This window comes from Actinomadura latina NBRC 106108 (assembly GCF_001552195.1).
GTDB lineage: Bacteria > Actinomycetota > Actinomycetes > Streptosporangiales > Streptosporangiaceae > Spirillospora > Spirillospora latina.
Window position 1 is genome coordinate 273,122 of sequence record NZ_BCQS01000005.1, and the last position, 23,671, is coordinate 296,792.

Sequence of the window (23,671 nt, forward strand, 5' to 3'; positions counted from 1 at the left end):
TCCCCCAGAGGCTAAGTGCGGCGCAGGAGGGCCAGGAACATCGCGTCCGTGCCGTGGCGGTGCGGCCAGAACTGGGCGTACGGGCCGTCCCCCACGCCGGTGAGGTCCGGGGAGAGCGATGTCAGGACCGCCGGTGCGTCGAGCCGTTCGACGTCGTCGCGCTTACCCACGACGTCGTCCACAACCACACGGGTCTCGGCTAGATGGGGGGAACAGGTCACGTAGGCGACGACGCCGCCGGGCCGGACGGAATCCAGTGCCGCGGTGAGCAGCTTCCGCTGGAGCGTGCCCAGCTCGGCGACCGATTCGGGGCCTCGCCGCCAGCGCGCCTCCGGGCGGCGGCGGAGCGCCCCCAGGCCGGTGCAGGGCGCGTCCACCATGACCCGGTCGAATGACCCGGGACGCCACGCGGGGGCGGTTCCGTCGGCCGCGACCACTCCTGCGCGGTCGTCCACCGCACGCTGGACGAGCGCCGCACGGTGCGGCTGGACGTCGGCGGCCAGAAGCCGTGCGTCACGTTGGGTCGCGATGGCCGACAGGAGACCCGCCTTGCCTCCGGGGCCGGCGCAGAGGTCCGCCCAGCGGGCGTCCGGGCCGTCCAAAGGGGCCTCGGTCAGCGCCAGGGTGACCATCTGGCTCGCCTCGTCCTGGACGGCGGCGCGCCCATCGCGGACGGCGGCGATACCAGCCGGGTCCCCTTCGGGCAGTACGGCGGCGTAGGGCGAGTACGAGGCGGGCTCCGCGCCGGACTCGCGCAGCTCTTCCAGCGTGGCCCGGCCGGGGCGGGCGACCAGCGTCACCCTGGGGCGGGCGTTGTCGGCCGCGAGGAGGTCGTCGATCTCGTCCGGGCCGACGGCGTCGCGCAAGGCGGACACGATCCACTTCGGGTGGCTGTGCGCGACCGAGAGGCGGGACGTCGTATCGGCATCGGCCGGCGCCACGATCTCCAGCCAGGCGTCCATGTCGCGGGTGGCGACCTTGCGGAGCACCGCGTTGGCGAACTTCGCCTGGCCGGGCCCGGCGACGGAACGGGCCAGCTCCACGGTGGTCCCCACGGCCGCGTGCGGCGGGATGCGGGTGGCGAGGATCTGGTGCGCGCCCAGGCGCAGCACGTCCAGCAGCGGGGCGTCGACGCGGCGCAGCTCACGGTCGCTGCACAGCGCGAGGACGGCGTCATAGGTCCCGCGCCCGCGCAGCGTCCCGTAGGTGAGTTCGGTGGCGAGGGCGGCGTCTCGCCCGGTGAGGCCGCGGTCGTGCAGGCGCTTGGGCAGCAGCAGGTTCGCGTAGGCGTCGCGGGTCTCCACCGCCCGGATCACGTCGAACGCGGTGCGGCGGACGAGGTCCTGGGGGCGGCCCGTCCTGCGGGGGCCGCCCGGCCTGCGGTTCTGGGCGTGTCGGCGGTCGCGGGCAGGCGGCATCAGTGCAGCGCGTCCTTGCCGGTGAGGTCGACTCCGCGGATCCAGTCGGCGGCGGCCATGCGGCGTCTGCCCTGGGGCTGGACCTCGCCGAGCACGACGGGATGCGTGGCCGTTCCCACCTGTACCTCGTTCTTTCCAGGGCGGATCTCGCCGGGCGAAAGCTTGTCCGCGTCGGGCGCCGGACGGACCGGCCCCAGCTTGACGCGCGTGTCACGGAAGTTCGTCCACGCGCCGGGGGCCGGCGTGTACGCGCGGACGAGGCGGTCGATGTGCAGCGCGGGGCTCCGCCAGTCGACCCGGCCGTCCTCGGGCGTCAGCTTCGCCGCGTGGGACACGCCCTCGGTCGGCTGCGGACGGGGTTCGAGAACCCCCGCCTCGATGCCGTTCATCGTGTCGAGCAGGAGGGTCGCACCGGCGACGGCGAGCCGTCCCAGAAGCTCACCGGACGTGTCGGTCGGCCGGATCGGCTCGGTGAGGACGCCGTAGACGGGACCGGTGTCGAGGCCCTCCTCGATCTGGAACGTGGCCGCCCCGGTCATGTCGTCCCCGTGCAGGATCGCGCGCTGGACGGGCGCCGCTCCCCGCCACGCCGGCAGCAGCGAGAAGTGGAGGTTCACCCAGCCGTGCCGGGGGATGTCCAGGGCCTCGCGGGGCAGCAGGGCCCCGTAGGCGACGACCGGGCAGCAGTCGGGCGCGATCTCGCGGAGCCGGTCGAGGAACCCGGGGTCGCGGGCCTTGGCGGGCTTGAGCACCTCGACGCCGGCCTCGGCGGCCAGCGCGGCGACCGGAGAGGCGCTGAGACGCCTCCCGCGGCCCGCGGGGCGGTCCGGCCGGGTCACGACCGCCGCCACCTCGTGCGAGGAGCCCAGCAGCGCCGTCAGCGCCGGGAGGGCGGTGTCGGGAGTGCCCGCGAAGACCAGGCGCACCTAGATCGCCTTCCCGAAGGTCCGGTGCGGCGACTCCCTCACGACGGGCGCCGGGTCGCCGAACCACTCGGCCTCCCGGATCGCCTTCATCGCGGCCTTGCGCTGCTCCGGGTCCATCCGGTCGATGAAGATGATCCCGTCGAGGTGGTCGGTCTCGTGCTGGACGCAGCGGGCCAGCAGGTGCGTGCCCTCCACCGTGATGGGCTCGCCGTGCATGTTGAAGCCCTTGGCCACCACGCCCAGCGACCGCGGTGTGGGGAACGCCAGGCCGGGCAGCGACAGGCAGCCCTCGTCGTCGGTCTCCTGCTCGCCGGTGAGGTCGAGGCTGGGGTTGACCAGATGCCCCAGCATGTCGTCGACGTAGTAGGTGAACACCCGCAGCCCCACGCCGAGCTGCGGCGCCGCCAAGCCCGCGCCGGGAGCGTCGATCATCGTGTCGGTGAGGTCCTTGACGAGCTGACGCAGCTCCTTGTCGAAGTCCTTCACCGGCTCCGCGGGCGTGCGCAGCACGGGGTCGCCGAAGAGGCGGATGGGCTTGACGGCCAACGAGGGCTCCAGTTCCTGCGAGGTTCTCTTGCGGGGGACGTGTCCGTCCAGTCTACGGAGACATTCCGCGAGGATTCACACGCCGCCGTGCGCGCCTTGGTGCGCCGAGCGCGCCTTGTAGGCGGCGGTACGGGCCGCCTTGGCGGTCGCCCTGTCGGGGTGGTGCGCGCCCAGGGCCTCAAGGACGTCGGCCACACCGGGGTGCTGGGTGCGCCACAGTTCGTCGACCATGACCTTCATCTCCGCCTCCGGCGGCGCGTCGATGAGCGCGGCCTCGACCGCCTCCTCGGGCTCGGCGGTCTCCAGCATCCCGGCGACGGTGTCGACGAACACCCAGAGGTACTCCTCGCGGGCCAGTTCCCGTCCCGACGGGTCTCCGACGGCGTTCAACCACAGCGCGGCGTAGGGCGAGACAAGCGGGTGCTCCTGCGCGGCGCGCACCACGCCCGCGGCCTCCGGGCCGATGCGGTGCAGGACGGCCGCGGCCAGGTTGCGGGCGCCCGGGCCGCCGGTGCGCATGACGTCCAGCAGGTCGGCGGCGGCGTCCTTGGGGTCGTGCGCGGCCAGCCAGCCGTCGATCTCCTCGTCGGCGGCCCGCGGCCGGTACCAGGTGAGCCCGGCGATGAGCTCGGACGCGCGCGCACCGGCCAGCTCGCCGATGACGGGCGCGGTGAAGCCGTCCGCCAGCAGCAGTTCACGCACGGCCCACACCCCGAGGGGCGTCAGCGCGCGCCCGCCGCCGGACCGCTGGACGATCCCCCAGTCCTCAAGGGTCGCCAGTTCAAGGTGGAACGCGTCCTGGACGAGAGAGGCCATGGCCTCCGCGTCGGACAGGTCGTAGGCCTCCCCGACGTGGCCGAGCAGCGCCCCGGCCAGGATCTCCGGCTCGGTCGGCTCCTCCTGCTCGTACAGGTGGATGAGGACGCCGGTCATCTCGTTCTGGACGAGTTCCAGCGCGTCCAGGCCGTCCGCGTAGTCGTGACCGGGCACGACTATCGCCTCGAACAGCGGCAGCCAAGCGGCGAGCAGGGCCTCGTCGTCCTCGGACCGGAGGTCGTCGCAAGCGGGCCCTGGGGAGGCGGTGCCGTGCTCGGCCGTGATGACCTTCGCCTCGACGGCGGCCCACCACAGCCTTTCCAGCTTGCCTTCGTCCTCCATCTGCCCGTAGCGGCGCGGAGCCTCCAGGCCGAGGGCGGCGCCGGCGGCCTCGATGTCCGACTCGGTCAGGGTGTCGTGCTCGGTGAGGGGGCGCTCGCCCGTCCAGTCGGCCAGGACCAGGACCGTCGCGGTCAGCCGGGACTCGCGCGCCGCAGCGGCCGCCGCCGGCCGGTCCACCGGCCGGACGGGCGGGACGACCAGCTCGCCGGCCCGCCGCAGGTACTCCTCGGTGCGGGCGTAGCGCTCCGGCTCGGGCAGCTCCTCGAACTCGCGCACCCAGGCGTCGACGGCGTCCTGGTCGTCCAGGGAGACCCCGTCGGCCTGCAGCAGCCCGCTGATGACCTCGGCGGCGGCCTGCCGCTCCTCGCTGTCGACCGCGGCCACGAGCTCGGCGAACTCGGGCTCGGCCCGGTCGATCTCCGCCGCCAGCGCGGCGGCCGCCGGAGCGGGGACCGCGGCGGTGTCGCGCAGGTAGTCGACGATCGTGCGGAGGGCGCCGAGGACGGTGGGGACGTCGTCGCTCGCGGCCACCACGGTGTCCGGGAAGACTTCCAGCAGCAGCTCGCGGATCCCGTCCGGGGTCAGCTCCTCCGGGCCCGCGAGGCCCATCTCCTCCCGTGCGAGGGCGAGCAAGATGCTTGCCCCCTGCTCGTCCAGCTTCTCACCGCGTTCGCCCGCCCACCGCCGCAGGTCGCCGGCGGTGCTCTCCACCCAGTTGTCGGCCACCCGAGAACCCTATTGGTCAGATCAGCTCCAGGGGGTCGATCTGAACCCTTACCGTCTCCGTGGCTTTGCGCGCACTGCGCACTCCCTGGGCCTCCTTCAGCGCGCGCGCCATGGCGTTCCCCAGGGAACGCGGCGCCCGTACCAGCGCGCGTTCCTTCTCCTGGACGTCGGCGCCCGCCTGTGAGGCAGGTATCGGGACAGGTACCGGCCCGAGTACCTCCGCGCCATCAGGCAACCTGGCATCGGCCAGAAGCTCCCGTATGGCGGCCGGGGAGCCTGTGAGCGAGGCCATACGCGCGGCGGGCGGGAACCCGGCCTCCCTCCGCTCGGCCAGCTCGCGCTCCGCGTAAGTGACGGGGTCCCACCGGACGAGCGCCTGGACGGGGGGAAGCGACCCTTCGGCGGCCACGATCACCGGCCCCTGCGGGCGGACGAGCGATGCCGCGTTCATCCAGCGCCGCAGCGTTTCCTCACCGGCACGCAGATCCGGGCGGCCCAGCAGGACCCAGCCGTCCAGCAGCAGTGCGGCCGTGTATCCCTCTTCTGCGGGCGGCTCCGCCCCCGGCGTGGACACCACGAGAGCACGTTCCGGGCCGATCTGCTCGAGAATCGCGTCGCGCCCGGACGTGCGTACGGGCACGCCGGGGAAGGCCCTGCCCAGCTCCTCCGCCGTGCGTTTCGCACCCACCACGACGGCCCGCACCTGGAAGAAGCCGCACTCGGGGCAGTGCCAGTCACCCGCGATGCGTCCGCACCACCGGCAGTAGGGCGCGGCATGGGACGACGCCAGCGACAAGGGCCCCTGGCATGCCTCGCACCGTGCCGATGTGCGGCAGCGTCCGCAGGCGATGCCCGGCACGTATCCGCGCCTCGGCACCTGCACGAGGACAGGTCCGTCCTCCAGGGCCTGCCGGGCCGCTTCGAACGCGACGTTCGGCAGACGCGCCGTGCGGGCGGCCGCGTCACGGGCGAGTTGCGCGTCCTCCCCCACGTACCGGACACGCGGCATCTCCGCCCGGACCCGTTCACGACCGGCGGAGAGTGTGTGCGCCCAGCCGCTCTCCACCAGCTGGGTGGCGTCAGTGGTCCTGGTGAACCCGCCTATCAGCGCCCCTGCATCCGCTCTGTGCGCACGCAGGGCAAGGACGTCACGTGGGTGCGGGTAAGGCGCATGGGGTTCGGCATGGACGTCGTCGCCGTCGTCCCACAGCACGACCAACCCGAGATCCGTGACGGGGGCGAACATGGCGGCACGTGTGCCGACGACTGCCCGTGCCTTGCCCCGGAGGACGGTGAGCCATCTGCGGTAGCGCTCGGCAGGCCCGAGCTCCGCTGTCAGGGCAACGTGCAGGCCCTCGCCTAGCTCGTCTTTCAGTGCGGCGTCCACACGCGCCACGTCGCGTCCGTCGGCGACCACCACGATCGCGCCGCGTCCGCCGTTCAGCGTGGCGGCGACGGCCCGCGCTATGGCGGACGTCCAGCCGGGGCCGGGCAGCGCCGTCCAGACCGCCCGGGGTGCTCTGCCCTCGGTGAGGGCGTTGAGAAACGATGGCCCGGCCTGATAGTCGCGCCAGACGCCGGCATCGGCCGCGCCCGGCACCTCACGGGTCTCGGCCTCCGCCACCGGCTCGGCCTCCGGTACGGGCTCGGCCTCTACGCGGGCGTGCCGGGGCGGGACCGCCAGCCGCAGCACGTCCGCGAACGTGCCCGCGTACCGGTCGGCCACCTCCCGGACCAGCACGGCGATCTCCGGTGTCAGGACCGGCTCCGGCGACGTGACCCGCTCCAGGAACAGCAGTTTCCCGTCGTGCCCGCTCTCGGCGACCCGCTCCAGCAGGAACCCGTCGACGAGCTGCCCGGCGAACCGCACCCGCACCCGGCACCCCGGCACGGCCTTGGCGTCCATCCCGGCGGGCACCAGGTAGTCGAACGGCCGGTCCAGGTGCGGCAGGGACATGTCGACGGCGATCCGCGCCACCGGCAGCTCCCCGGCCGGACGGCGCGCCCCCTTCTTCCCCGCCTTCCCCGCTTTCCCGGACTTGTCGGGCTTGTCGGCAGGCGCCCGCGGAAGGTCGTCCAGTCCCGGGATCAGGTCCGTTCCCCCGCCGTCCTTGGTCACGCCCCCGTCCTACCAGAACAACCCGACAGCCGAGCGCGCACGCTAGGGTTGATCCGTTTGAACTGGCGCGCGCCCGCCGGCCCATTGCCCGATGCCCCCCTCCGCGCCCCCGCCGTCCGACGAGCCCGTGCAGGCGAAGTGACCACAGCGCATACCCGAGAGCGGACGGACGCCCCGGTCCGGCATGGATCGTCGCGCCGTCCGGCAGACCCCCCGTCCAAATGGACGACCTGGAAGAGGCGGGCGCGGCACCCGGTGGTCGCGGCCACGGTCGCCGCCGCCGTCCTCCACCTGGTGTGGGGGGTCTTCCTGGCGGCCGAGGGAGGCGACCTCGCCGCCCAGGCCGCATGGACGGACTTCGCCTGGGAGCACCCCGGCGCCGCGTACAGCTTCGCCTGGTACGGCGGCATGCATCCGGCGTCCTACAGCGTCATGTCGCCGTACGTGATGGCGCTGTTCGGCATACGCACCGTCGCGGTGGTGACCGGTACCTTCTCGGCCACCCTGACCGCGTACCTGCTCAAGAAGTTCCGGGCCCCCGTGGCACTGCCCGCGTCGCTGTGGGCGGCGTTCGCGCTGTCGTGCAACGCCGCCTCGGGCCGCGTCACATTCGGCCTGGGGCTCATGTTCGCGCTCCTGGCGACGATCGTGGCGTTCACCCCGCGCGGCACGCCCGCGCTGCGGGCCGCGGGCATGGTCGTCCTCGGTGTGCTGGCCTCGCTCGCGAGCCCGGTCGCCGGCCTGTTCCTGCTGGTGCTGGCCGCCGCGCTGTTCCTGACCGGCCGCCGCCGGGCGGGCGTCTGCGTCGCCGCCGGCCTCCCCCTCGTGGTGGGGACGACGAGCCTGCTGTTCCCCTTCAGCGGCGTCCAGCCGATCTCGCTCACCGCGATCGTGCTGCCCGCCGTGACCAGCGTCATCGCGGTCCTGCTGTGCGCGCCGAGGAACTGGGCGTTCGTGCGCGTCGGCGCGGGCGTCTACCTGGCCGGCATCGTCCTGACCTGGCTGATCCCCTCCCCCGTCGGCAGCAACGTCGAGCGCCTGTCGCTGCTGTTCGGCGGGATGTTCCTGCTGTCGGCGGTCGCCCGCGCGCAGGGCCGGGTCCGGATCGCCGTGCTGTCGCTGGCGTTCATCGTCACCGCGTCCTGGCAGGTCGTGAAGCCCGTCGACGACCTGATCCACACCGAGCCGGCGGCGTCCGCGGCCGACCACGCCCGCGGCCTCGTCGCCGAACTGGACGCCCTCGGCGCGGAGAAGACCCGTATCGAGGTCGTGCCGCTGCGCTCCCACTGGGAGTCGTCCGGTCTCAGCCGCCACTTCATCCTGGCGCGCGGCTGGAACCGGCAGGTCGACGCGGAACGCCACAAGCTGTTCTACGAGGACGGCGCGCTGACGCCCGCTTCCTACCGCGGCTGGCTGCACGAGTGGGCCGTGGAGTACGTCGTCCTGCCCGAGCAGGAGGTCGACTGGTCGGCGCACGAGGAGGCCGCGCTCGCCGAGGACGGCCAGCCGTACCTCACGGAGGTCTGGCGGGACGAGCACTGGCGCCTGTTCCGCGTCGCCCAGCCGACGCCGCTGGTCGACCGTCCCGCGTCCGTCCACAGGCTCACCGCCGGTGAACTCGTCGTGGACATGCCGTCCAGAGGGTCCGTCCTGGTGCGTGTCTCCTGGTCCCCGTGGCTGAGCGCCACGGGAGGGGACGCCTGCCTAGAGCGCGCGGGCGACTTCGTCCGGATGACGGCGCACGAGCCCGGCCGCTACACCATCGCCGCCCGCTACGGCCTGCACCGCGGCAACCACTGCGGCTCCTGACCGGCCGCGGCACCGCACGAACGGAGCGGCAGCACGAACGGAGCGGCAGCACGAACGGAGCTGCCGCACGAACGGAGAAGCCCCGGGGAGGACGTCCCCGGGGCTTCCGCGTCGTTCCAGGCGGCCGGTCAGAGACCGGCGGCGGAGGCCAGGGCCTTGGCGCGGTCGGTCGACTCCCAGGAGAAGTCGGGCTCCGACCGGCCGAAGTGGCCGTAGGCGGCGGTCTGCTGGTAGATCGGGCGGAGCAGGTCGAGGTCGCGGACGATCGCGGCCGGACGCAGGTCGAACACCTCGTCGACCGCCTTCTCGATCTTCTCCGGGGCGACCTTCTCGGTGCCGAACGTCTCCACGAACACGCCCACCGGGTGCGCCTTGCCGATCGCGTAGGCGACCTGGACCTCGGCGCGGTCGGCGAGCTGCGCGGCGACGATGTTCTTGGCGACCCAGCGCATCGCGTACGCGGCGGACCGGTCGACCTTGGACGGGTCCTTGCCGGAGAACGCGCCGCCGCCGTGCCGGGCCATGCCGCCGTAGGTGTCGACGATGATCTTGCGGCCGGTGAGGCCGGCGTCGCCCATCGGGCCGCCGATCTCGAAGCGGCCGGTCGGGTTGACCAGCAGCCGGTAGCCCTCGATGTCGAGGTCGAACTGGGCGAGCACCGGGTCGACCACGTGCTCCTTCACGTCGGGCGCGAGGAGCTCCTTCAGGTCGATGTCGGGGGCGTGCTGGCTGGACACCACGACGGTGTCGAGGCGGACGCCGCGGTCGCCGTCGTACTCGATGGTGACCTGGGTCTTGCCGTCCGGGCGCAGGTAGGGGACGTCGCCGCTCTTGCGGACCGCCGACAGCCGCTGCGCGAGCCGGTGCGCGAGGGTGATCGGCAGCGGCATGAGCTCGGGCGTCTCGCTGGTCGCGTAGCCGAACATCAGGCCCTGGTCGCCGGCGCCCTGCCGGTCCAGGTCGTCGACGCCCTCGCCCTCGCGGGTCTCGTAGGCGTCGTCGACGCCCTGCGCGATGTCGGGCGACTGCGCGCCGATGGACACCGACACGCCGCAGGAGTGCCCGTCGAAGCCCTTCTTGGACGAGTCGTAGCCGATCTCGAGGATCTTCTCCCGGATCACGCCCGGGATGTCCACATAGGTCTCGGTGGTGACCTCACCGGCCACATGCACCTGACCGGTCGTGATCATCGTCTCGACGGCGACCCGGCTCTTCGGGTCGTCCTTGAGCATCGAGTCGAGGATCGCGTCGCTGATCTGGTCCGCGATCTTGTCCGGGTGTCCTTCGGTCACGGACTCGGAGGTGAACAGGCGGCGAGACACGTACGTGAACTCCTTGCAGCGGCTGCTGACTGACGTCGCAGGACGGATTCTTTGTCGAGTTGGCCGGGGAGCGCCGCCCCCCGCCGGGGTTCCCCACGGATGCTAGGTCCAGCAGTCTAGCGGGATCGCCGGTCCCGGCTACGCCGGATCCGGGGCCGGGGGTTTCAGGCGGGCGGCGACGAGGTCCCAGACGACCTCGGCGAGGGCCTCCTTGGGGCCGCGCGGCACCTCGGTGCGCGAGCCGTCCGCGCCGAGGACGACGGCCTCGTTGTCGGGCCGCCCGAAGGTCAGGTCCTCGCCGACCTGGTTGACGACGAGGAGGTCGCTGCCCTTGCGGGCGAGCTTGGCGCGGCCGTTCGCGAGGACGTCGTCGGTCTCGGCCGCGAAACCGACGATCACCTGGCCGGGACGCCGGGTGCGCCCCAGCTCGGCCAGGATGTCGGGGTTCTCGGTGAGCCGGATCGGCTCCGGCTCGGCCCCCTCGGCCTTCTTGATCTTCGAGCTCCGGTAGCCGGACGGGCGGAAGTCGGCGACGGCGGCGGCCATCACGACCGCGTCTGCGGCGCCGGCGGCCTCCACCACGGCCTTGTGCATCTCCTCGGTCGACCCGACGGGGACGACCTCGGCGCCGGCGGGGGCGGGCAGCGCGACGTTGGCGGAGACGAGGGTCACGCGGGCGCCGCGGGACACGGCCGTGCGGGCGAGGGCGTAGCCCTGCAGGCCGGACGAGCGGTTCCCGATGAACCGGACGGGGTCGATCGGCTCCCGGGTGCCGCCCGCGGAGACCACCATGTGCCGTCCGGCCAGGTCGCGGCCGTCCGCGCCGCGGGCGAGGACGTGCCGGGCGACCTCGAACAGCTCGGCCGGGTCGGGCAGCCGGCCGGGGCCGGTGTCCTTGCCGGTGAGCCGCCCGGACGCGGGCTCGACCACGATCGCGCCCCGGGACCGCAGCGTGGCCACGTTCGCGCGGGTCGCGGGGTGCTCCCACATCTCGGTGTGCATCGCGGGCGCGAACACGACCGGGCAGCGCGCGGTGAGCAGCGTGTTGGTGAGCAGGTCGTCGGCCAGCCCGTGCGCGGCCCTGGCGAGCAGGTCGGCGGTGGCGGGCGCGACGAACACCAGGTCGGCGCCCTGCCCGAGCCGGACGTGCGGGACCTCGGCGACGCCGTCCCACACCTGGGGGGACACCGGGTTGCCCGACAGGGCGGCCCACGTGGGCTCGCCGACGAAGCGGAGCGCGTCGGCGGTCGGAACGACGGTGACGTCGTGACCGGACTCGGTGAGCCGCCGGAGCAGTTCGCACGCCTTGTACGCGGCGATGCCGGCGCTCACGCCGAGCACGACGCGCGGCTTACGGGAGGTCATACGCCCACGATCCCATCACACGCCCCACGGGCGCCCACCGGGGGGCTGGGGGGTGCCCTGCTTAGCTCTGGCCTTCGATGGGCTCGGCGTTCAGGAGGCCTTCGCGCGTCTCGCGGAGGGCGATCGACAGCGGCTTCTCCTGCACCTGCGTCTCGACGAGGGGGCCGACGTACTCCAGCAGGCCCTCGCCCAGCTGAGCGTAGTAGGCGTTGATCTGCCGGGCGCGCTTGGCCGCGATGCTCACGAGGCCGTACTTGGTGTCGACGACCTCCAGGAGCTCGTCGATCGACGGGTTGGTGATGCCCTCATTGCTGGCTGCCACTCGGTGGCCTTCCGCTGGTAAGTCTCGCTCTACTGGACAGCCATCAAGGTTAGCAGCTCATCGCACACGTCCTGGACGGACGTGTTGACGAGGGTGACGTCGAACTCCTTCTCGGCGGCCAGCTCCACGCGGGCGGCGTCGAGGCGGCGCTCGATCACCTCGGGCGGCTCGGTCCCGCGGCCGGTGAGCCGGCGGACGAGCTCGTCCCAGCTGGGCGGTGCGAGGAACACCAGCCGCGCCCGCGGCATGGACGCGCGGACCTGCCGGGCGCCCTGGAGGTCGATCTCCAGGAGCACCGGTTCGCCGCGGGCCAGGCGCTCCTCGACGGGCCGGCGCGGGGTGCCGTAGCGGTTCCCCGCGAACTCGGCCCATTCGAGGAGCTCCCCTTCGGCGACGAGCCGGTCGAAACCGGCGTCGTCGACGAAAAAGTACTGCACACCATCGGTCTCACCCGGGCGGGGGGCCCGGGTGGTCACCGAGACCGACAGCCACACCCGTGGGTGTGAGCGCCGGATCTCGGCGACGACCGTGCTCTTGCCGACGCCCGACGGCCCGGAGAGGACCGTCAGCCGCCGCGCGAGCGGGCCAGGCGTTCTGGAGCCTTCCGGCGCATTGATGGGTGCGCCGGATCCGGGCGGGATGGAGGCGGCTTCGGGTCGCCCCGAGCCGGCCGCGGCGGCCTGACCGCCGCGCCCGCCCGTGAGTCGCGCGTCAGCGGTTCGCACTTCCGCCGAACTCACGCTCCAGGGAGGCGCGCTGGTTGGCGCCGAGGCCCCGCACACGGCGGGACTCGGCGATGCCCAGGCGCTCCATGATCTGCTTCGCACGGACCTTGCCCACACCGGGCAGGGACTCCAGGAGGGCCGACACCTTCATCTTGCCGATGACGTCGTCGGACTGACCCTCTTTGAGAACCTCGGCGAGCGAGGTTCCCCCGTGCTTCAGCTTGTTCTTAACCTCGGCCCGCTCCTTGCGAGCCTTGGCAGCCTTCTCCAGGGCTGCGGCGCGCTGTTCGGGGGTTAGGGGCGGAAGAGCCACGCCGGGTCACCTCAGGTTTCCACTCGACGGAGTCGGACGGGTTGGGAAACTAGCGAGTTCACCACCCATAAGGCAACGTGAAGTGCCGTTTAGCCCACCACAAATTCACGAAAATCACTCCCCGGAGTGTCCTGAATACAGAGTGTACCCAATCCGGGGGGGTCGGCGGCCCATCCCCTTGCCTTGCTGGGACTTTCGCATGATCGTGAAAATCCCCCCGATCCGACCCCAAATACGGCGCTCGGTACCCTTATGCGAGGACGGTTCGCGCCCCCGCCGGGCCGTCCCGCAACGGTCCCGCGGCCCCGCCGGCGGGCCCGCGCGACCGCCCTCCGCCGCTCCCTGTGAGGTCTCCCACAAACGATCCCGACCGCGTGACGCTCGTCACGCCGCGCCGTTCCGCACGTCGCGGCGGCACCGTTACTGCCATCCTCGACAAGACCCGACCCCGCCAAGATCGTCTCCCGCCCGGAGGGCCGCACCGCCGCCACTCAGCTCCCCCCGCCCGCCGCCAGGGCACCACATGGACGCGGAACGACCGGCGTCCCGCCGGAGACGTCCCGGCAGGAATCGCCACTCCGCGTGAACGACTTCGTCGTTCGGCACGTACTCGCAATGCGAACACTCCTACCCCGACATTCGCATGCGGCTTAAACCACAATGGGCGATCGAGCACGCCCAAGAACCCTTCGAAACTTTCGCAGAATGCAGTTCTGCCGTGTCCCGGCGGGCACGCCGATCCCGGTGTGCCCGCGCGCCCCGCGGGCCGGGTCAGAGGGTGTCGGCGGAGGTGCGGCGGAGGGCCGCGGCGATGGCGGCCGCCGCGGCGCCGGGGTCGGGGGCGCCGGTGATCGGGCGGCCGATGACCAGGAGGTCGGCGCCGGCGGCGAGCGCGTCCTCCGGGGTGGCCACGCGGGCCTGGTCCTGGTTGGCCGCGCCGGCGGGGCGGACACCCGGCGTGATCAGGGTGATGTCCGGGCCGACCTCGGCGCGGACGGCGGCGGCCTCCTGCGGGGAGCAGACGAGGGCCTGCGCGCCGGCCTCGACCGACAGCAGCGCGAGGCGGCGGACGGCGTCCGGGGCCGGCCCGGCGAGGCCGACGGCGGTGAGGTCGCCCTCGCCGAGGGACGTCAGGACCGTGACGGCGGCGATCTTGATGGCGGGGGCGGCCTCGACCGCCGCGCGGATCATCGCGGGGCCGCCGGCCGCGTGCACGGTCAGGTAGGACGGCTTGAGGCGCGCCACGGCGCGCGCGGCGCCCCGGACGGTCGCCGGGATGTCGTGGAGCTTCAGGTCCAGGAAGACCTGGACGCGGCTGGCCCCGCGGACGCTGGCGACGACGTCCGGGCCGTACCGCAGGTAGAGCTCCAGGCCGACCTTGACGGTGGAGACGTGCGGCGTGACCAGGGTGGCCCAGCGCGCGGCCGTCTCCAGGTCGGGCGCGTCCAGCGCGACGGCGATGGGGGCGGCGGTCACAGCTTCTCCTTCTCGGGCTCTTGCGGGCGCACCTGGGGCGGGACGTAGCCGGCGGGCTTGTGCGCGAGGCCGACGGCGTCGGCGAGGCGGCCGATGCGGCGGGCCGCGAGGGCCTCCTCCAGCTCGCGCAGGACGCGGGGGCCGGCCATGGGGTCGTGGAAGACGGCGGTGCCGACGGCGACGGCGGAGGCGCCGGCGAGGACGAACTGCAGCGCGTCCAGGCCGGTGGCGATGCCGCCGACTCCGATGATCGGGGTGGTGGGCAGCGCGGCGTGCACCTGGTAGACGCAGCGGACCGCGATGGGCCGGATCGCGGGCCCGGACAACCCGCCCGACACGCCGCTGAGGGCGGGCCGGAGCGTCACCGGGTCGATCGCCATGGCCTCCATGGTGTTGATCAGGGTGAGGCCGTCGGCGCCCGCGTCGACGCAGGCGAGCGCGATCGTGACGATGCCCGTCACGTCCGGGGCGAGCTTGGCGAAGATGGGGACGCCGGGCCGGGCGTGGGCGCGGACGGCGCGGACCACGGACGCGGCGGCGGCGGGGTGCCAGGCGAACACGCGGCCGCGGTCCTCGACGTTGGGGCAGGCGACGTTGACCTCGATCCCGGCGATGCCGGGGACGCCGCGGAGGCGGCGGGCCATGTCGCCGTACTCCTCGACGCTGTTGCCCGCGATGGAGACGATCGTGCGGACGTCCTGCTCGATGAGCCAGGGGAGGTCCCGTTCCAGGAACGTTTCGACGCCGGGCCCCGGGAGCCCCATGGCGGTGAGGAGGCCGCTCGGAGTCTCGGTCACGCGCGGTGTGGGACGTCCCGCGCGCGCTTGGGGCATGACGGACGTGGTGACGAACGCCCCCAGTCGGGTGAGGTCGAAGAACTGGGCGAGCTCCCGTCCCGTCCCGCCGCACCCGGAGGCCGTCATGACGGGGTTGGGCAGTTCGAGGGGGCCGAGCGAGGTGGCGACCCGGTCGCTCATTGGGAGCCCCCTTCGGTGACGCTCAGGACGCGCGGCGCGCCCAGCGCGTCGAACGGGATGGTGCCGAGGTCGCCCCAGCGGACGCGGTCGCCGCGCAGGACGGGCCCGTCCGCGCAGGCGCGCACCATGCGGGTCACGCCGTCCTCGCCGTGGACGGGAAGCGTGCAGGTCATGCACACGCCGATGCCGCACGCGCCGGTCCGCTGCAGGAACTCCTCGACCGACACCTGCGAGGGCAGGCCGAAGTCGCCGGCGACGTGGGTGACCGAGCGGAGCAGGTCCGTGGGGCCGCAGCCGTAGACGACGTCGGCGCCGGTCTCCTCGATGACGCGGGGCAGGACGTCGCGGACGGTGCCCCGCTCCCCCACCGAGCCGTCCTCGGTGGCGATGGTCGCGCTGTCGCCGATGCGCTGCGCCATCCGGGACCCGAACACCTGCCGGGCGGACGGCCCGCCGAGCACGAAGTGCACCCGGCAGCCGCGCCGCAGCAGCGTGTCGGCGAGCGCGAAGACGGCGGCGCCGCCCGGCCCGCCGCCGACGAGCAGGCAGGTCACCGGGTCGCGCGGCAGCCGGAACGGGCGGCCGAGCGGCCCGACGAGGTCGATCTGGTCGCGGGAGCGGCGGCCGGCGAGCCACGCCGTGCCGGGCTCGGTGTCGGCGAACACCAGCTCGACGGTGCCGCCGTAGTCGGACTTGACCTCGTGCACGCCGAAGCAGCGGCGGACCAGGCGGGACGTGTGCTCGCCGCCGACGGCGAGCGCCACGAACTGGCCGGGCCGGAACCGCTCGGCGATGGCCGGGGCCACCAGCGTCATCGCGTGGTAGTCCTGCACCTGGCGGACCGTCAGCACCGTCGCCGACGTCTGCACCGGCGTGTCGGACACCCGTCTCCCTCTCCTCGTCGTGCGCCGGGCGGGCCGGGCGACGCGTCCGCCCGGTCCGCCCGGCCTGTCGTCACCCGGGCGTCACTGCGCCGGCTCAGCGCCGGCACCGGCCGGGCCGGTGCGCCCGTGCGCGCCGCTGAGCCGCTCGGCGTGCTCCTGGAGGGAGCGGACGCCGACCTGGCCGCGGGCGACGGCCTCGATGCCCTGCACGGCCGCCGCGAGGCCCTGCACGGTCGTCACGCACGGTACGCCCCGCAGCACCGCCGCGGTGCGGATCTCGTAACCGTCGAGCCGCGGCCCGGACTGGCCGGGGCTGCCGAAGGGCGTGTTGACGATGAGGTCGACCTCGCCGTCCAGGACGCGCCGCACGATCGTGGGCTCGCCGGACGGGCCCGGACCCTCGCTGTGCTTGCGCACGATCTTGGCACGCACGCCGTTGCGGTGCAGGACCTCCGCGGTCCCCTCCGTGGCAAGAATCTCAAAGCCCAGGTCAGCGAGGCGCTTCACGGGGAACACCATGTGTCGTTTGTCGCGGTTGGCCACGGACACGAAGACGCGCCCCTTGGTCGGCAGGGAGCCGCCGTAGGCGGCCTGCTGCGACTTGGCGAACGCGGTGCCGAAGACCTCGTCGATGCCCATGACCTCGCCGGTCGACCGCATCTCGGGGCCGAGGACGATGTCGACGCCCTGCCCGCGCTCGTTGCGGAACCGGTCGAAGGGCAGGACGGCCTCCTTCACCGCGATGGGCGCGTCCAGCGGCAGCGATCCGCCGTCGCCCGCCGCCGGCAGCATGCCCTCGGCGCGCAGCTCGGCGACGGTGGCGCCCATCATGACGCGCGCCGCCGCCTTGGCGAGGGGCACGGCGGTCGCCTTGGACACGAACGGGATGGTGCGGGACGCCCGCGGGTTGGCCTCCAGGACGTACAGGACGCCCGCGGAGAGCGCGTACTGGACGTTCATGAGCCCGAGCACGCCGACGCCGCGTGCGAGCGCCTCCGTCGATTCCCTGATGCGGCGGATGTCGTCGTGCCCCAGCGTGATGGGCGGCAGCGCGCACGCCGAGTCGCCGGAGTGGATGCCGGCCTCCTCGATGTGCTCCATGACACCGCCGAGGTAGAGCTCCTCGCCGTCGAAGAGGGCGTCGACGTCGATCTCGATGGCCTCGTCCAGGAAGCGGTCGACCAGGACGGGGTGCTCGGGGCTCGCCTCCGTGGCGCGGGTCATGTACGACTCCAGCGTGACGTCGTCGTACACGATCTCCATGCCGCGCCCGCCGAGCACGTACGAGGGACGGACGAGGACGGGGTAGCCGATCTCGTCGGCGATCTCGCGCGCCTCCTCGTAGGACGTGGCGGTGCCGTGCTTGGGCGCGAGCAGGCCGGCCCTGTGCAGGACCCGTCCGAACGCGCCGCGCTCCTCGGCGAGGTGGATGCTCTCCGGGGACGTGCCCACGATCGGCACTCCGGCGTTCTTGAGCTTCTGGGCCAGCTTCAGGGGCGTCTGGCCGCCGAGCTGCACGATGACGCCCGCGACCTCACCGGACTGCTGCTCCGCGTAGACGACCTCCAGGACGTCCTCCAGCGTGAGGGGCTCGAAGTAGAGCCGGTCGGAGGTGTCGTAGTCGGTGGAGACCGTCTCCGGGTTGCAGTTGACCATCACGGTCTCGTAGCCGGCCTCGGCCAGCGTGAAGGACGCGTGGACGCACGAGTAGTCGAACTCGACGCCCTGGCCGATGCGGTTGGGTCCGCTGCCCAGGATGATGACCTTGGGCTTGCTCCCCGGCGGGACCTCCGTCTCCTCGTCGTAGGCCGAGTACAGGTAGGGCGTCTGCGCCTCGAACTCGGCGGCGCACGTGTCGACGGTCAGGTAGACGGGGCGGACGCCGAGTGCGTGCCGCACCTCCCGGACGACCTCCTCGGAGAGGTTCCGCAGCTCGCCGATCTGCGCGTCGGAGAAGCCGTGCCGCTTGGCACGCAGCAGCTTGTCCCTGGTGAGCGCGTCGTCGGCGGTGCGGATCTCCTCGGCGACCTCGTTGATGGCCGCGATCTGGTCCAGGAACCAGGGGTCGATGCCGGTCGCCTCGTACAGCTCCCGGATGCCGGCTCCGGCCCAGAGCGCGCGCTGGACGTCCCTGAGCCGTCCGTCATGCGGGCGCCGGGCCGACTCGACCAGTTCCGAGGCGTCGGCCTCGCCGGCCCAGCTGAACGACGAGCCCTTCTGCTCCAGCGACCGCAGGGCCTTCTGCAGGGCCTCGGTGAAGCAGCGCCCGATGGCCATGGCCTCGCCCACGGACTTCATGTGCGTGGTCAGCGTGCCGTCGGCGCCGGGGAACTTCTCGAACGCGAACCGGGGCACCTTCACCACGACGTAGTCGAGCGTGGGCTCGAACGACGCGGGCGTCTCGCGGGTGATGTCGTTCGGGATCTCGTCCAGCGTGTACCCGATCGCCAGCTTCGCCGCGATCTTGGCGATGGGGAAGCCGGTGGCCTTGGACGCGAGCGCCGACGACCGCGACACCCGCGGGTTCATCTCGATGACGATCATCCGGCCGGTGCCGGGGTGCACGGCGAACTGGATGTTGCAGCCGCCGGTGTCGACGCCGACCTCGCGGATCACCGCGATCGCGACGTCCCGCATGTTCTGGTACTCGCGGTCGGTGAGCGTCAGCGCGGGCGCGACCGTGATGGAGTCGCCGGTGTGCACGCCCATCGGGTCGAGGTTCTCGATGGAGCACACGATGACCACGTTGTCGGCGCGGTCGCGCATGACCTCCAGCTCGTACTCCTTCCAGCCGAGGATCGACTCCTCCAGGAGCACCTCGCTGGTCGGGGACGCGTCGAGCCCGGCGCCGGCGATGCGGCGCAGGTCGTCCTCGTCGTGGGCGAAGCCGGAGCCGCGCCCGCCCATCGTGAACGACGGCCGGACGACCACGGGGTAGCCCAGCTCGCCGGCCGCCGCGAGGCAGTCGTCCATCGTGTGGCAGATGACCGACCGGGCGGACTCGGCGTTCAGGCCCTGCTCGCGCGCGACCTTGGCGACGACCTCCTTGAACCGCTCGCGGTTCTCGCCGGCCTCGATCGCGTCCACGTCGGCGCCGATCAGTTCGACCCCGTACTTCTCCAGGACGCCGCCCTCGTAGAGCGCGATGGCGGTGTTCAGCGCCGTCTGGCCGCCGAGGGTGGGCAGCAGCGCGTCCGGCCGCTCCTTGGCGATGATCTTCTCGACGACCTCGGGGGTGATCGGCTCGACGTAGGTCGCGTCGGCGAACTCGGGGTCGGTCATGATCGTGGCCGGGTTGCTGTTGACGAGCGTCACCCGCAGGCCCTCGGCCCGCAGCACCCGGCACGCCTGGGTGCCGGAGTAGTCGAACTCGCACGCCTGGCCGATGACGATCGGCCCGGAGCCGATGACCAGGACGGATTCCAGGTCTTCCCTGCGCGGCATTACTTCGACGCCTCCATCAGCTCGCAGAAACGGTCGAAGAGCCCGGACGCGTCGTGCGGGCCTGCGGCGGCCTCCGGGTGGTACTGGACGCTGAACGCGGGCCGCTCCAGGAGCCGCAGCCCCTCGACGCAGCCGTCGTTGAGGTTGACGTGGCTGACCTCGCCGGGGCCGTAGGGGGTGTCGAACGGGCCGTCCGCGGGGGCGTCCACGGCGAACCCGTGGTTGTGGGCCGAGACGTCGACCTTGCCGGTCGCCCGGTCCTGGACGGGCTGGTTGATGCCCCGGTGGCCGAACCTCAGCTTGTACGTGCCGAGGCCGAGCGCACGGCCGAAGATCTGGTTGCCGAAGCAGATCCCGAAGAACGGGGTGCCGGTGTCGAGGACGCCCTTGAGCGCGTCCACGGCGTAGTCGGCGGCGGCCGGGTCGCCGGGCCCGTTGGAGAAGAACACGCCGTCGGGGTTGAGGGAGAGGATCTCCCCGGCCGTGGTGGTCGCGGGCAGGACGTGCACTTCGCAGCCCCGCTCCGACATCCGGTACGGCGTCATCGACTTGATGCCGAGGTCGACGGCCGCGACGGTGTAGCGCTTCTCCCCCTTGGCCTGGATGATGTAGGGCTCCGTGGTGGAGACGTCCCGTGCGAGGTCGGCGCCCTCCATCGAGGGGCTCTGCCGCACGCGCTCCACCAGGGCGGCCTCGCCGGGCGCCACCGCGCCGGCCCCGCTGAAGATGGCGGCGCGCATCGCGCCCTTGTCGCGCAGGTGCCGCGTCAGCGCGCGCGTGCCGGGGATGGCGATGCCCACGATCCCCTGCTCCCGCAGCGCGGAGCCCAGCGAACCGGTGGCGCGCCAGTTGGACGCCACGCGGGCGGGCTCGCGCACTACGTAGCCGGCCACCTGGATGCGGCGGGATTCGGGGTCCTCGCCGTTCATGCCGGTGTTGCCAATGTGGGGGGACGTCATGGCCACGATCTGGCGGGCGTAGGAGGGGTCGGTGAGGGTCTCCTGGTAGCCGGTCATGCCGGTGTTGAAGACCATCTCGCCGAAGGTCTCCCCTTCGGCCCCGTACGCGGTCCCGTGGAACACCCTGCCGTCTTCGAGAACCAGCAGAGCAGGGGTCATTGGAGCTTCCCTTCCAGGACGGTCGGCGTGCCGCGCAGGAGCGTCGCGACGACCCGGCCGGGCAGCTCCAGCCCCGTGAACGGGGTGTTGCGGCTCTTGGAGGTCATCGCGGAGGGGTCCACGGCGCGGCGCGGCGACGGGTCGTACAGCGTGATGTTGGCGGGCGAACCTGCCTCCAGCGGACGACCCTGTCCGGAAAGGCGGCCGATGCGGGCGGGACGGGCGGACATGCGGTCGGCGACCCCGGCCCAGTCGAGCAGGCCGGTCTCGATCATGGCCTCCTGGACGACCGGGAGCGCGGTCTCCAGCCCGATCATCCCCATCGCGGCCACGGCCCACTCGGTCTCCTTGGCCTCGACCGGGTGCGGGGCGTGGTCGGTGGCGACGCAGTCGATCGTGCCGTCGGCGAGGGCGTGCCGCAGCGCGGCGACGTCGTCGGCGGTGCGCAGCGGCGGGTTGACCTTGAAGATCGGGTCGTAGGTGCCGGCCCTGGCGTCGTTCAGCAGCAGGTGGTGCGGGGTGACCTCGGCGGTCACCGGGCAGCCCTTGCTCTTCGCCCAGCGGATGATCTCCACCGAGCCGGCCGTGGACACGTGGCAGACGTGCAGCCGCGACCCGACGTGCTGGGCGAGCAGCACGTCCCGGGCGATGATCGCCTCCTCGGCGACGGCGGGCCAGCCGCGCAGGCCGAGCGCGGCCGACATCTCGCCCTCGTTCAGCTGCGCGCCCTCGGTGAGGCGCGGCTCCTGCGCGTGCTGGGCGACGACGCCGTCGAACGCCTTCACGTACTCCAGCGCGCGGCGCATGATGACCGCGTCCGACACGCAGTGGCCGTCGTCGGAGAAGACCCGTACTCGCGCGGCGGAGTCGGCCATCGCGCCCAGTTCGGCCAGCTTCTCGCCGGCGATGCCGCGCGTGACCGCCCCGACGGGCTGGACGTCGCAGTACCCGGCCTCGCGGCCCAGGCGCCACACCTGCTCGACCACGCCGGCCGTGTCGGCGACGGGGTCGGTGTTGGCCATCGCGTGGACGGCGGTGTATCCGCCCATCGCGGCGGCCTTCGTCCCCGACTCGACGGTCTCGGCGTCCTCGCGGCCGGGCTCGCGCAGGTGGGTGTGGAGGTCGACCAGGCCGGGGAGTGCCACGAGGCCGTCGGCGTCGACGACCTGCGCGCCCGCCTCGTCCAGGCCGGCGCCCACTTCGGCGATGGCGCCCTCGCGGACGAGGATGTCGGCGGGCTCGCGGCCGAGGATCCGCGCGCCCTTGATGATGTACGTCGTCACTGGGAGACCTCCTGGCCGATGGCGGGCTCGGACCCCCCGAGCAGCAGATACAGGACGGCCATGCGGGCGCTGACGCCGTTGGCGACCTGCTCGACGATCGTGGAGCGGACCGAGTCGGCGACCTCGGCGGCGATCTCGACGCCGCGGTTCATCGGGCCGGGGTGCATGACGATGGCGTGCTCGGGCAGCTGCCCCATGCGCTCGGCGTCGAGCCCGTAGCGGCGGCTGTACTCGCGCACGGTCGGGAAGTAGGCGGCGTTCATGCGCTCCTGCTGGACGCGCAGCATCATGATGACGTCGCTCTTGGGGATGACGCCGTCGAGGTCGTACGAGACCGAGCACGGCCACGTGTCGATGGCGACGGGCAGCAGCGTCGGGGGTGCGACCACCGTGACGTCCGCACCGAGCGTGTTCAGCAGCAGGACGTTGGATCGTGCCACGCGGCTGTGGAGGACGTCCCCCACGATCGTGACGCGGCGGCCGTCCAGGTCACCGAGTCGCTTGCGCATCGTGAACGCGTCCAGGAGCGCCTGGGTGGGGTGCTCGTGCGTGCCGTCACCGGCGTTGACCACGCTGCCCTGCACCCAGCCGGCGAGCCGGTGCGGGGCGCCCGAGGCGCCGTGCCGGATGACGACGCCGTCCGCGCCCATCGCCTCCAGCGTGAGGGCCGTGTCCTTCAGGCTCTCGCCCTTGGACACGCTCGACCCCTTGGCGGAGAAGTTGATGACGTCTGCGGACAGCCGCTTGGCCGCCGCCTCGAACGAGATGCGGGTGCGCGTGGAGTCCTCGAAGAAGAGGTTGACGACCGTCCGGCCGCGCAGCGTCGGCAGCTTCTTGATGGAGCGGCCCGCGATCCGCGCCAGCTCCTCGGCCGTGTCGAGGACGAGCAGCGCGTCGTCGCGGGACAGGTCGGCGGCGGAGATCAGATGCCGGTTCATTCGGCACCTCCCGCCGGGCCGGTCAGCACGGGTCCCAGCAACACCGCGTCGCGCCCGTCGTTCTCGTCCAGCAGCACCTTCACCGTCTCCCGCATCGAGGTGGGCAGGTTCTTGCCCACGTAGTCGGCGCGGATCGGCAGCTCCCGGTGCCCGCGGTCGACCAGCACCGCCAGCTGGACGGCGCGGGGGCGGCCCAGGTCGTTCAGCGAGTCCAGCGCCGCGCGCACCGTCCGGCCGGAGAACAGCACGTCGTCGACCAGCACGACCACCTGGTCGTCGATGCCGCCGGGCGGCAGCTCGGTGCGGCCGAGGGCGCGGGCGGGGCGCATCCGCAGGTCGTCCCGGTACATGGTCACGTCGAGCGAGCCCCAGGGCACCGGGCGGCCCTCGACCTCGCGCAGCGCCCCGGCCAGCCGCTCGGCCAGCGTGACGCCGCGGGTCTGGATGCCGAGCAGCAGGACGTCGTGGCCGCCCTTGGTCCGCTCGAGGATCTCGTGTGCGATGCGTGTCAGCGCGCGCCTGATGTCGGGACCCTCCAGAACGGCCTTGGGCCGGGGATCACCGTCCGCCACGCGCTGCTCCTGTCCGGAGGCAGCATTCACCGCCGAAACCTCCTTCCCCGCCTCACGGGACGGGCCTTAAAGGACGTCGTGTCTCCCCCACGTTAGCAGCCGGCCCGGACCGCCTCGCACCCGGACCGGTCCACGTCTTCGCAGGTGAGAGGGGTCACATTCGAGCGCCCCGCGACCACCGTGACAGGCTCCGCACGCCGCGTCCACACGGCGTGCGGGCGATCCGGACG

19 protein-coding genes are annotated in these 23,671 nt (G+C 72.8%); 1 reads left to right on the top strand and 18 read right to left on the bottom strand.

Annotation, left to right across the window (positions count from 1 at the left end; genetic code table 11):
- Positions 1-11: 11 nt before the first annotated feature.
- The 5 genes from AL2_RS07580 to AL2_RS07600 form a co-directional block, all read right to left on the bottom strand.
- Entirely contained in the window at positions 12-1,418 is a 1,407-nt protein-coding gene (locus AL2_RS07580) for an RsmB/NOP family class I SAM-dependent RNA methyltransferase (protein ID WP_067631322.1), read from the bottom strand.
- Positions 1,418-2,344 (bottom strand): methionyl-tRNA formyltransferase, encoded by a 927-nt coding sequence (fmt, locus tag AL2_RS07585; RefSeq protein WP_067631325.1) that lies wholly within the window; start codon positions 2,342-2,344, stop codon positions 1,418-1,420. Before fmt ends, AL2_RS07580 begins: the two co-directional genes overlap by 1 nt.
- Complete coding sequence (gene def, locus AL2_RS07590) at positions 2,345-2,890, bottom strand: peptide deformylase (protein WP_067631328.1); 546 nt, start codon at positions 2,888-2,890, stop codon at positions 2,345-2,347.
- Positions 2,891-2,965: 75 nt separating this feature from the next.
- Positions 2,966-4,774, bottom strand: a complete 1,809-nt coding sequence (locus tag AL2_RS07595) for a hypothetical protein (RefSeq protein WP_067631331.1) — start codon at positions 4,772-4,774, stop codon at positions 2,966-2,968.
- Positions 4,775-4,790: 16 nt separating this feature from the next.
- Positions 4,791-6,893, bottom strand: a complete 2,103-nt coding sequence (locus AL2_RS07600; RefSeq protein WP_083946178.1) for a primosomal protein N' — start codon at positions 6,891-6,893, stop codon at positions 4,791-4,793.
- 255 nt (positions 6,894-7,148) lie between these two features.
- Between AL2_RS07600 and AL2_RS07605 the strand changes: the two genes are divergently transcribed.
- Complete coding sequence (locus tag AL2_RS07605; protein ID WP_067631334.1) at positions 7,149-8,702, top strand: DUF8823 domain-containing protein; 1,554 nt, start codon at positions 7,149-7,151, stop codon at positions 8,700-8,702.
- A gap of 128 nt (positions 8,703-8,830) precedes the next feature.
- Here the strand turns inward: AL2_RS07605 and metK are convergent, their stop codons facing one another.
- The 13 genes from metK to pyrR form a co-directional block, all read right to left on the bottom strand.
- The gene (gene metK, locus AL2_RS07610; protein WP_067631337.1) at positions 8,831-10,024 is read right to left on the bottom strand and encodes a methionine adenosyltransferase; all 1,194 of its coding nucleotides are present in this window, start codon (positions 10,022-10,024) and stop codon (positions 8,831-8,833) included.
- Positions 10,025-10,162: 138 nt separating this feature from the next.
- Positions 10,163-11,389 carry a bifunctional phosphopantothenoylcysteine decarboxylase/phosphopantothenate--cysteine ligase CoaBC gene (gene coaBC, locus AL2_RS07615; RefSeq protein WP_067631340.1) on the bottom strand — a complete coding sequence of 409 codons (1,227 nt, stop codon included), beginning with the start codon at positions 11,387-11,389 and terminating at the stop codon, positions 10,163-10,165.
- A 61-nt stretch (positions 11,390-11,450) separates the two neighbouring features.
- Complete coding sequence (gene rpoZ / locus AL2_RS07620; RefSeq protein WP_067631343.1) at positions 11,451-11,711, bottom strand: DNA-directed RNA polymerase subunit omega; 261 nt, start codon at positions 11,709-11,711, stop codon at positions 11,451-11,453.
- A 29-nt stretch (positions 11,712-11,740) separates the two neighbouring features.
- Positions 11,741-12,328, bottom strand: coding sequence for a guanylate kinase (gmk, locus tag AL2_RS07625; RefSeq protein ID WP_067632459.1), 588 nt, complete (start codon positions 12,326-12,328; stop codon positions 11,741-11,743).
- Positions 12,329-12,422: 94 nt separating this feature from the next.
- A complete protein-coding gene (gene mihF, locus AL2_RS07630; protein WP_021597647.1) occupies positions 12,423-12,749 on the bottom strand; it encodes an integration host factor, actinobacterial type in 327 nt (108 codons plus the stop codon).
- Positions 12,750-13,520: 771 nt separating this feature from the next.
- Positions 13,521-14,225, bottom strand: coding sequence for an orotidine-5'-phosphate decarboxylase (gene pyrF, locus AL2_RS07635; RefSeq protein ID WP_067631346.1), 705 nt, complete (start codon positions 14,223-14,225; stop codon positions 13,521-13,523).
- On the bottom strand, positions 14,222-15,202 hold the full coding sequence (locus AL2_RS07640) for a dihydroorotate dehydrogenase (protein WP_067631349.1): 981 nt from the start codon (positions 15,200-15,202) through the stop codon (positions 14,222-14,224). The genes pyrF and AL2_RS07640 overlap by 4 nt, the downstream gene beginning before the upstream one ends.
- Positions 15,199-16,086: an iron-sulfur cluster-binding protein gene (locus AL2_RS07645; protein ID WP_067631352.1), complete on the bottom strand. Its 888-nt coding sequence runs from the start codon at positions 16,084-16,086 to the stop codon at positions 15,199-15,201. Before AL2_RS07645 ends, AL2_RS07640 begins: the two co-directional genes overlap by 4 nt.
- A gap of 81 nt (positions 16,087-16,167) precedes the next feature.
- Positions 16,168-19,530: a carbamoyl-phosphate synthase large subunit gene (gene carB / locus AL2_RS07650; RefSeq protein WP_067631355.1), complete on the bottom strand. Its 3,363-nt coding sequence runs from the start codon at positions 19,528-19,530 to the stop codon at positions 16,168-16,170.
- A complete protein-coding gene (carA, locus tag AL2_RS07655) occupies positions 19,530-20,648 on the bottom strand; it encodes a glutamine-hydrolyzing carbamoyl-phosphate synthase small subunit (protein ID WP_067631358.1) in 1,119 nt (372 codons plus the stop codon). Before carA ends, carB begins: the two co-directional genes overlap by 1 nt.
- Positions 20,645-21,931, bottom strand: a complete 1,287-nt coding sequence (locus AL2_RS07660; RefSeq protein ID WP_067631361.1) for a dihydroorotase — start codon at positions 21,929-21,931, stop codon at positions 20,645-20,647. Before AL2_RS07660 ends, carA begins: the two co-directional genes overlap by 4 nt.
- Entirely contained in the window at positions 21,928-22,869 is a 942-nt protein-coding gene (locus AL2_RS07665; protein ID WP_067631364.1) for an aspartate carbamoyltransferase catalytic subunit, read from the bottom strand. Before AL2_RS07665 ends, AL2_RS07660 begins: the two co-directional genes overlap by 4 nt.
- Entirely contained in the window at positions 22,866-23,441 is a 576-nt protein-coding gene (pyrR, locus tag AL2_RS07670; RefSeq protein WP_067631366.1) for a bifunctional pyr operon transcriptional regulator/uracil phosphoribosyltransferase PyrR, read from the bottom strand. Before pyrR ends, AL2_RS07665 begins: the two co-directional genes overlap by 4 nt.
- Positions 23,442-23,671: the final 230 nt, after the last annotated feature.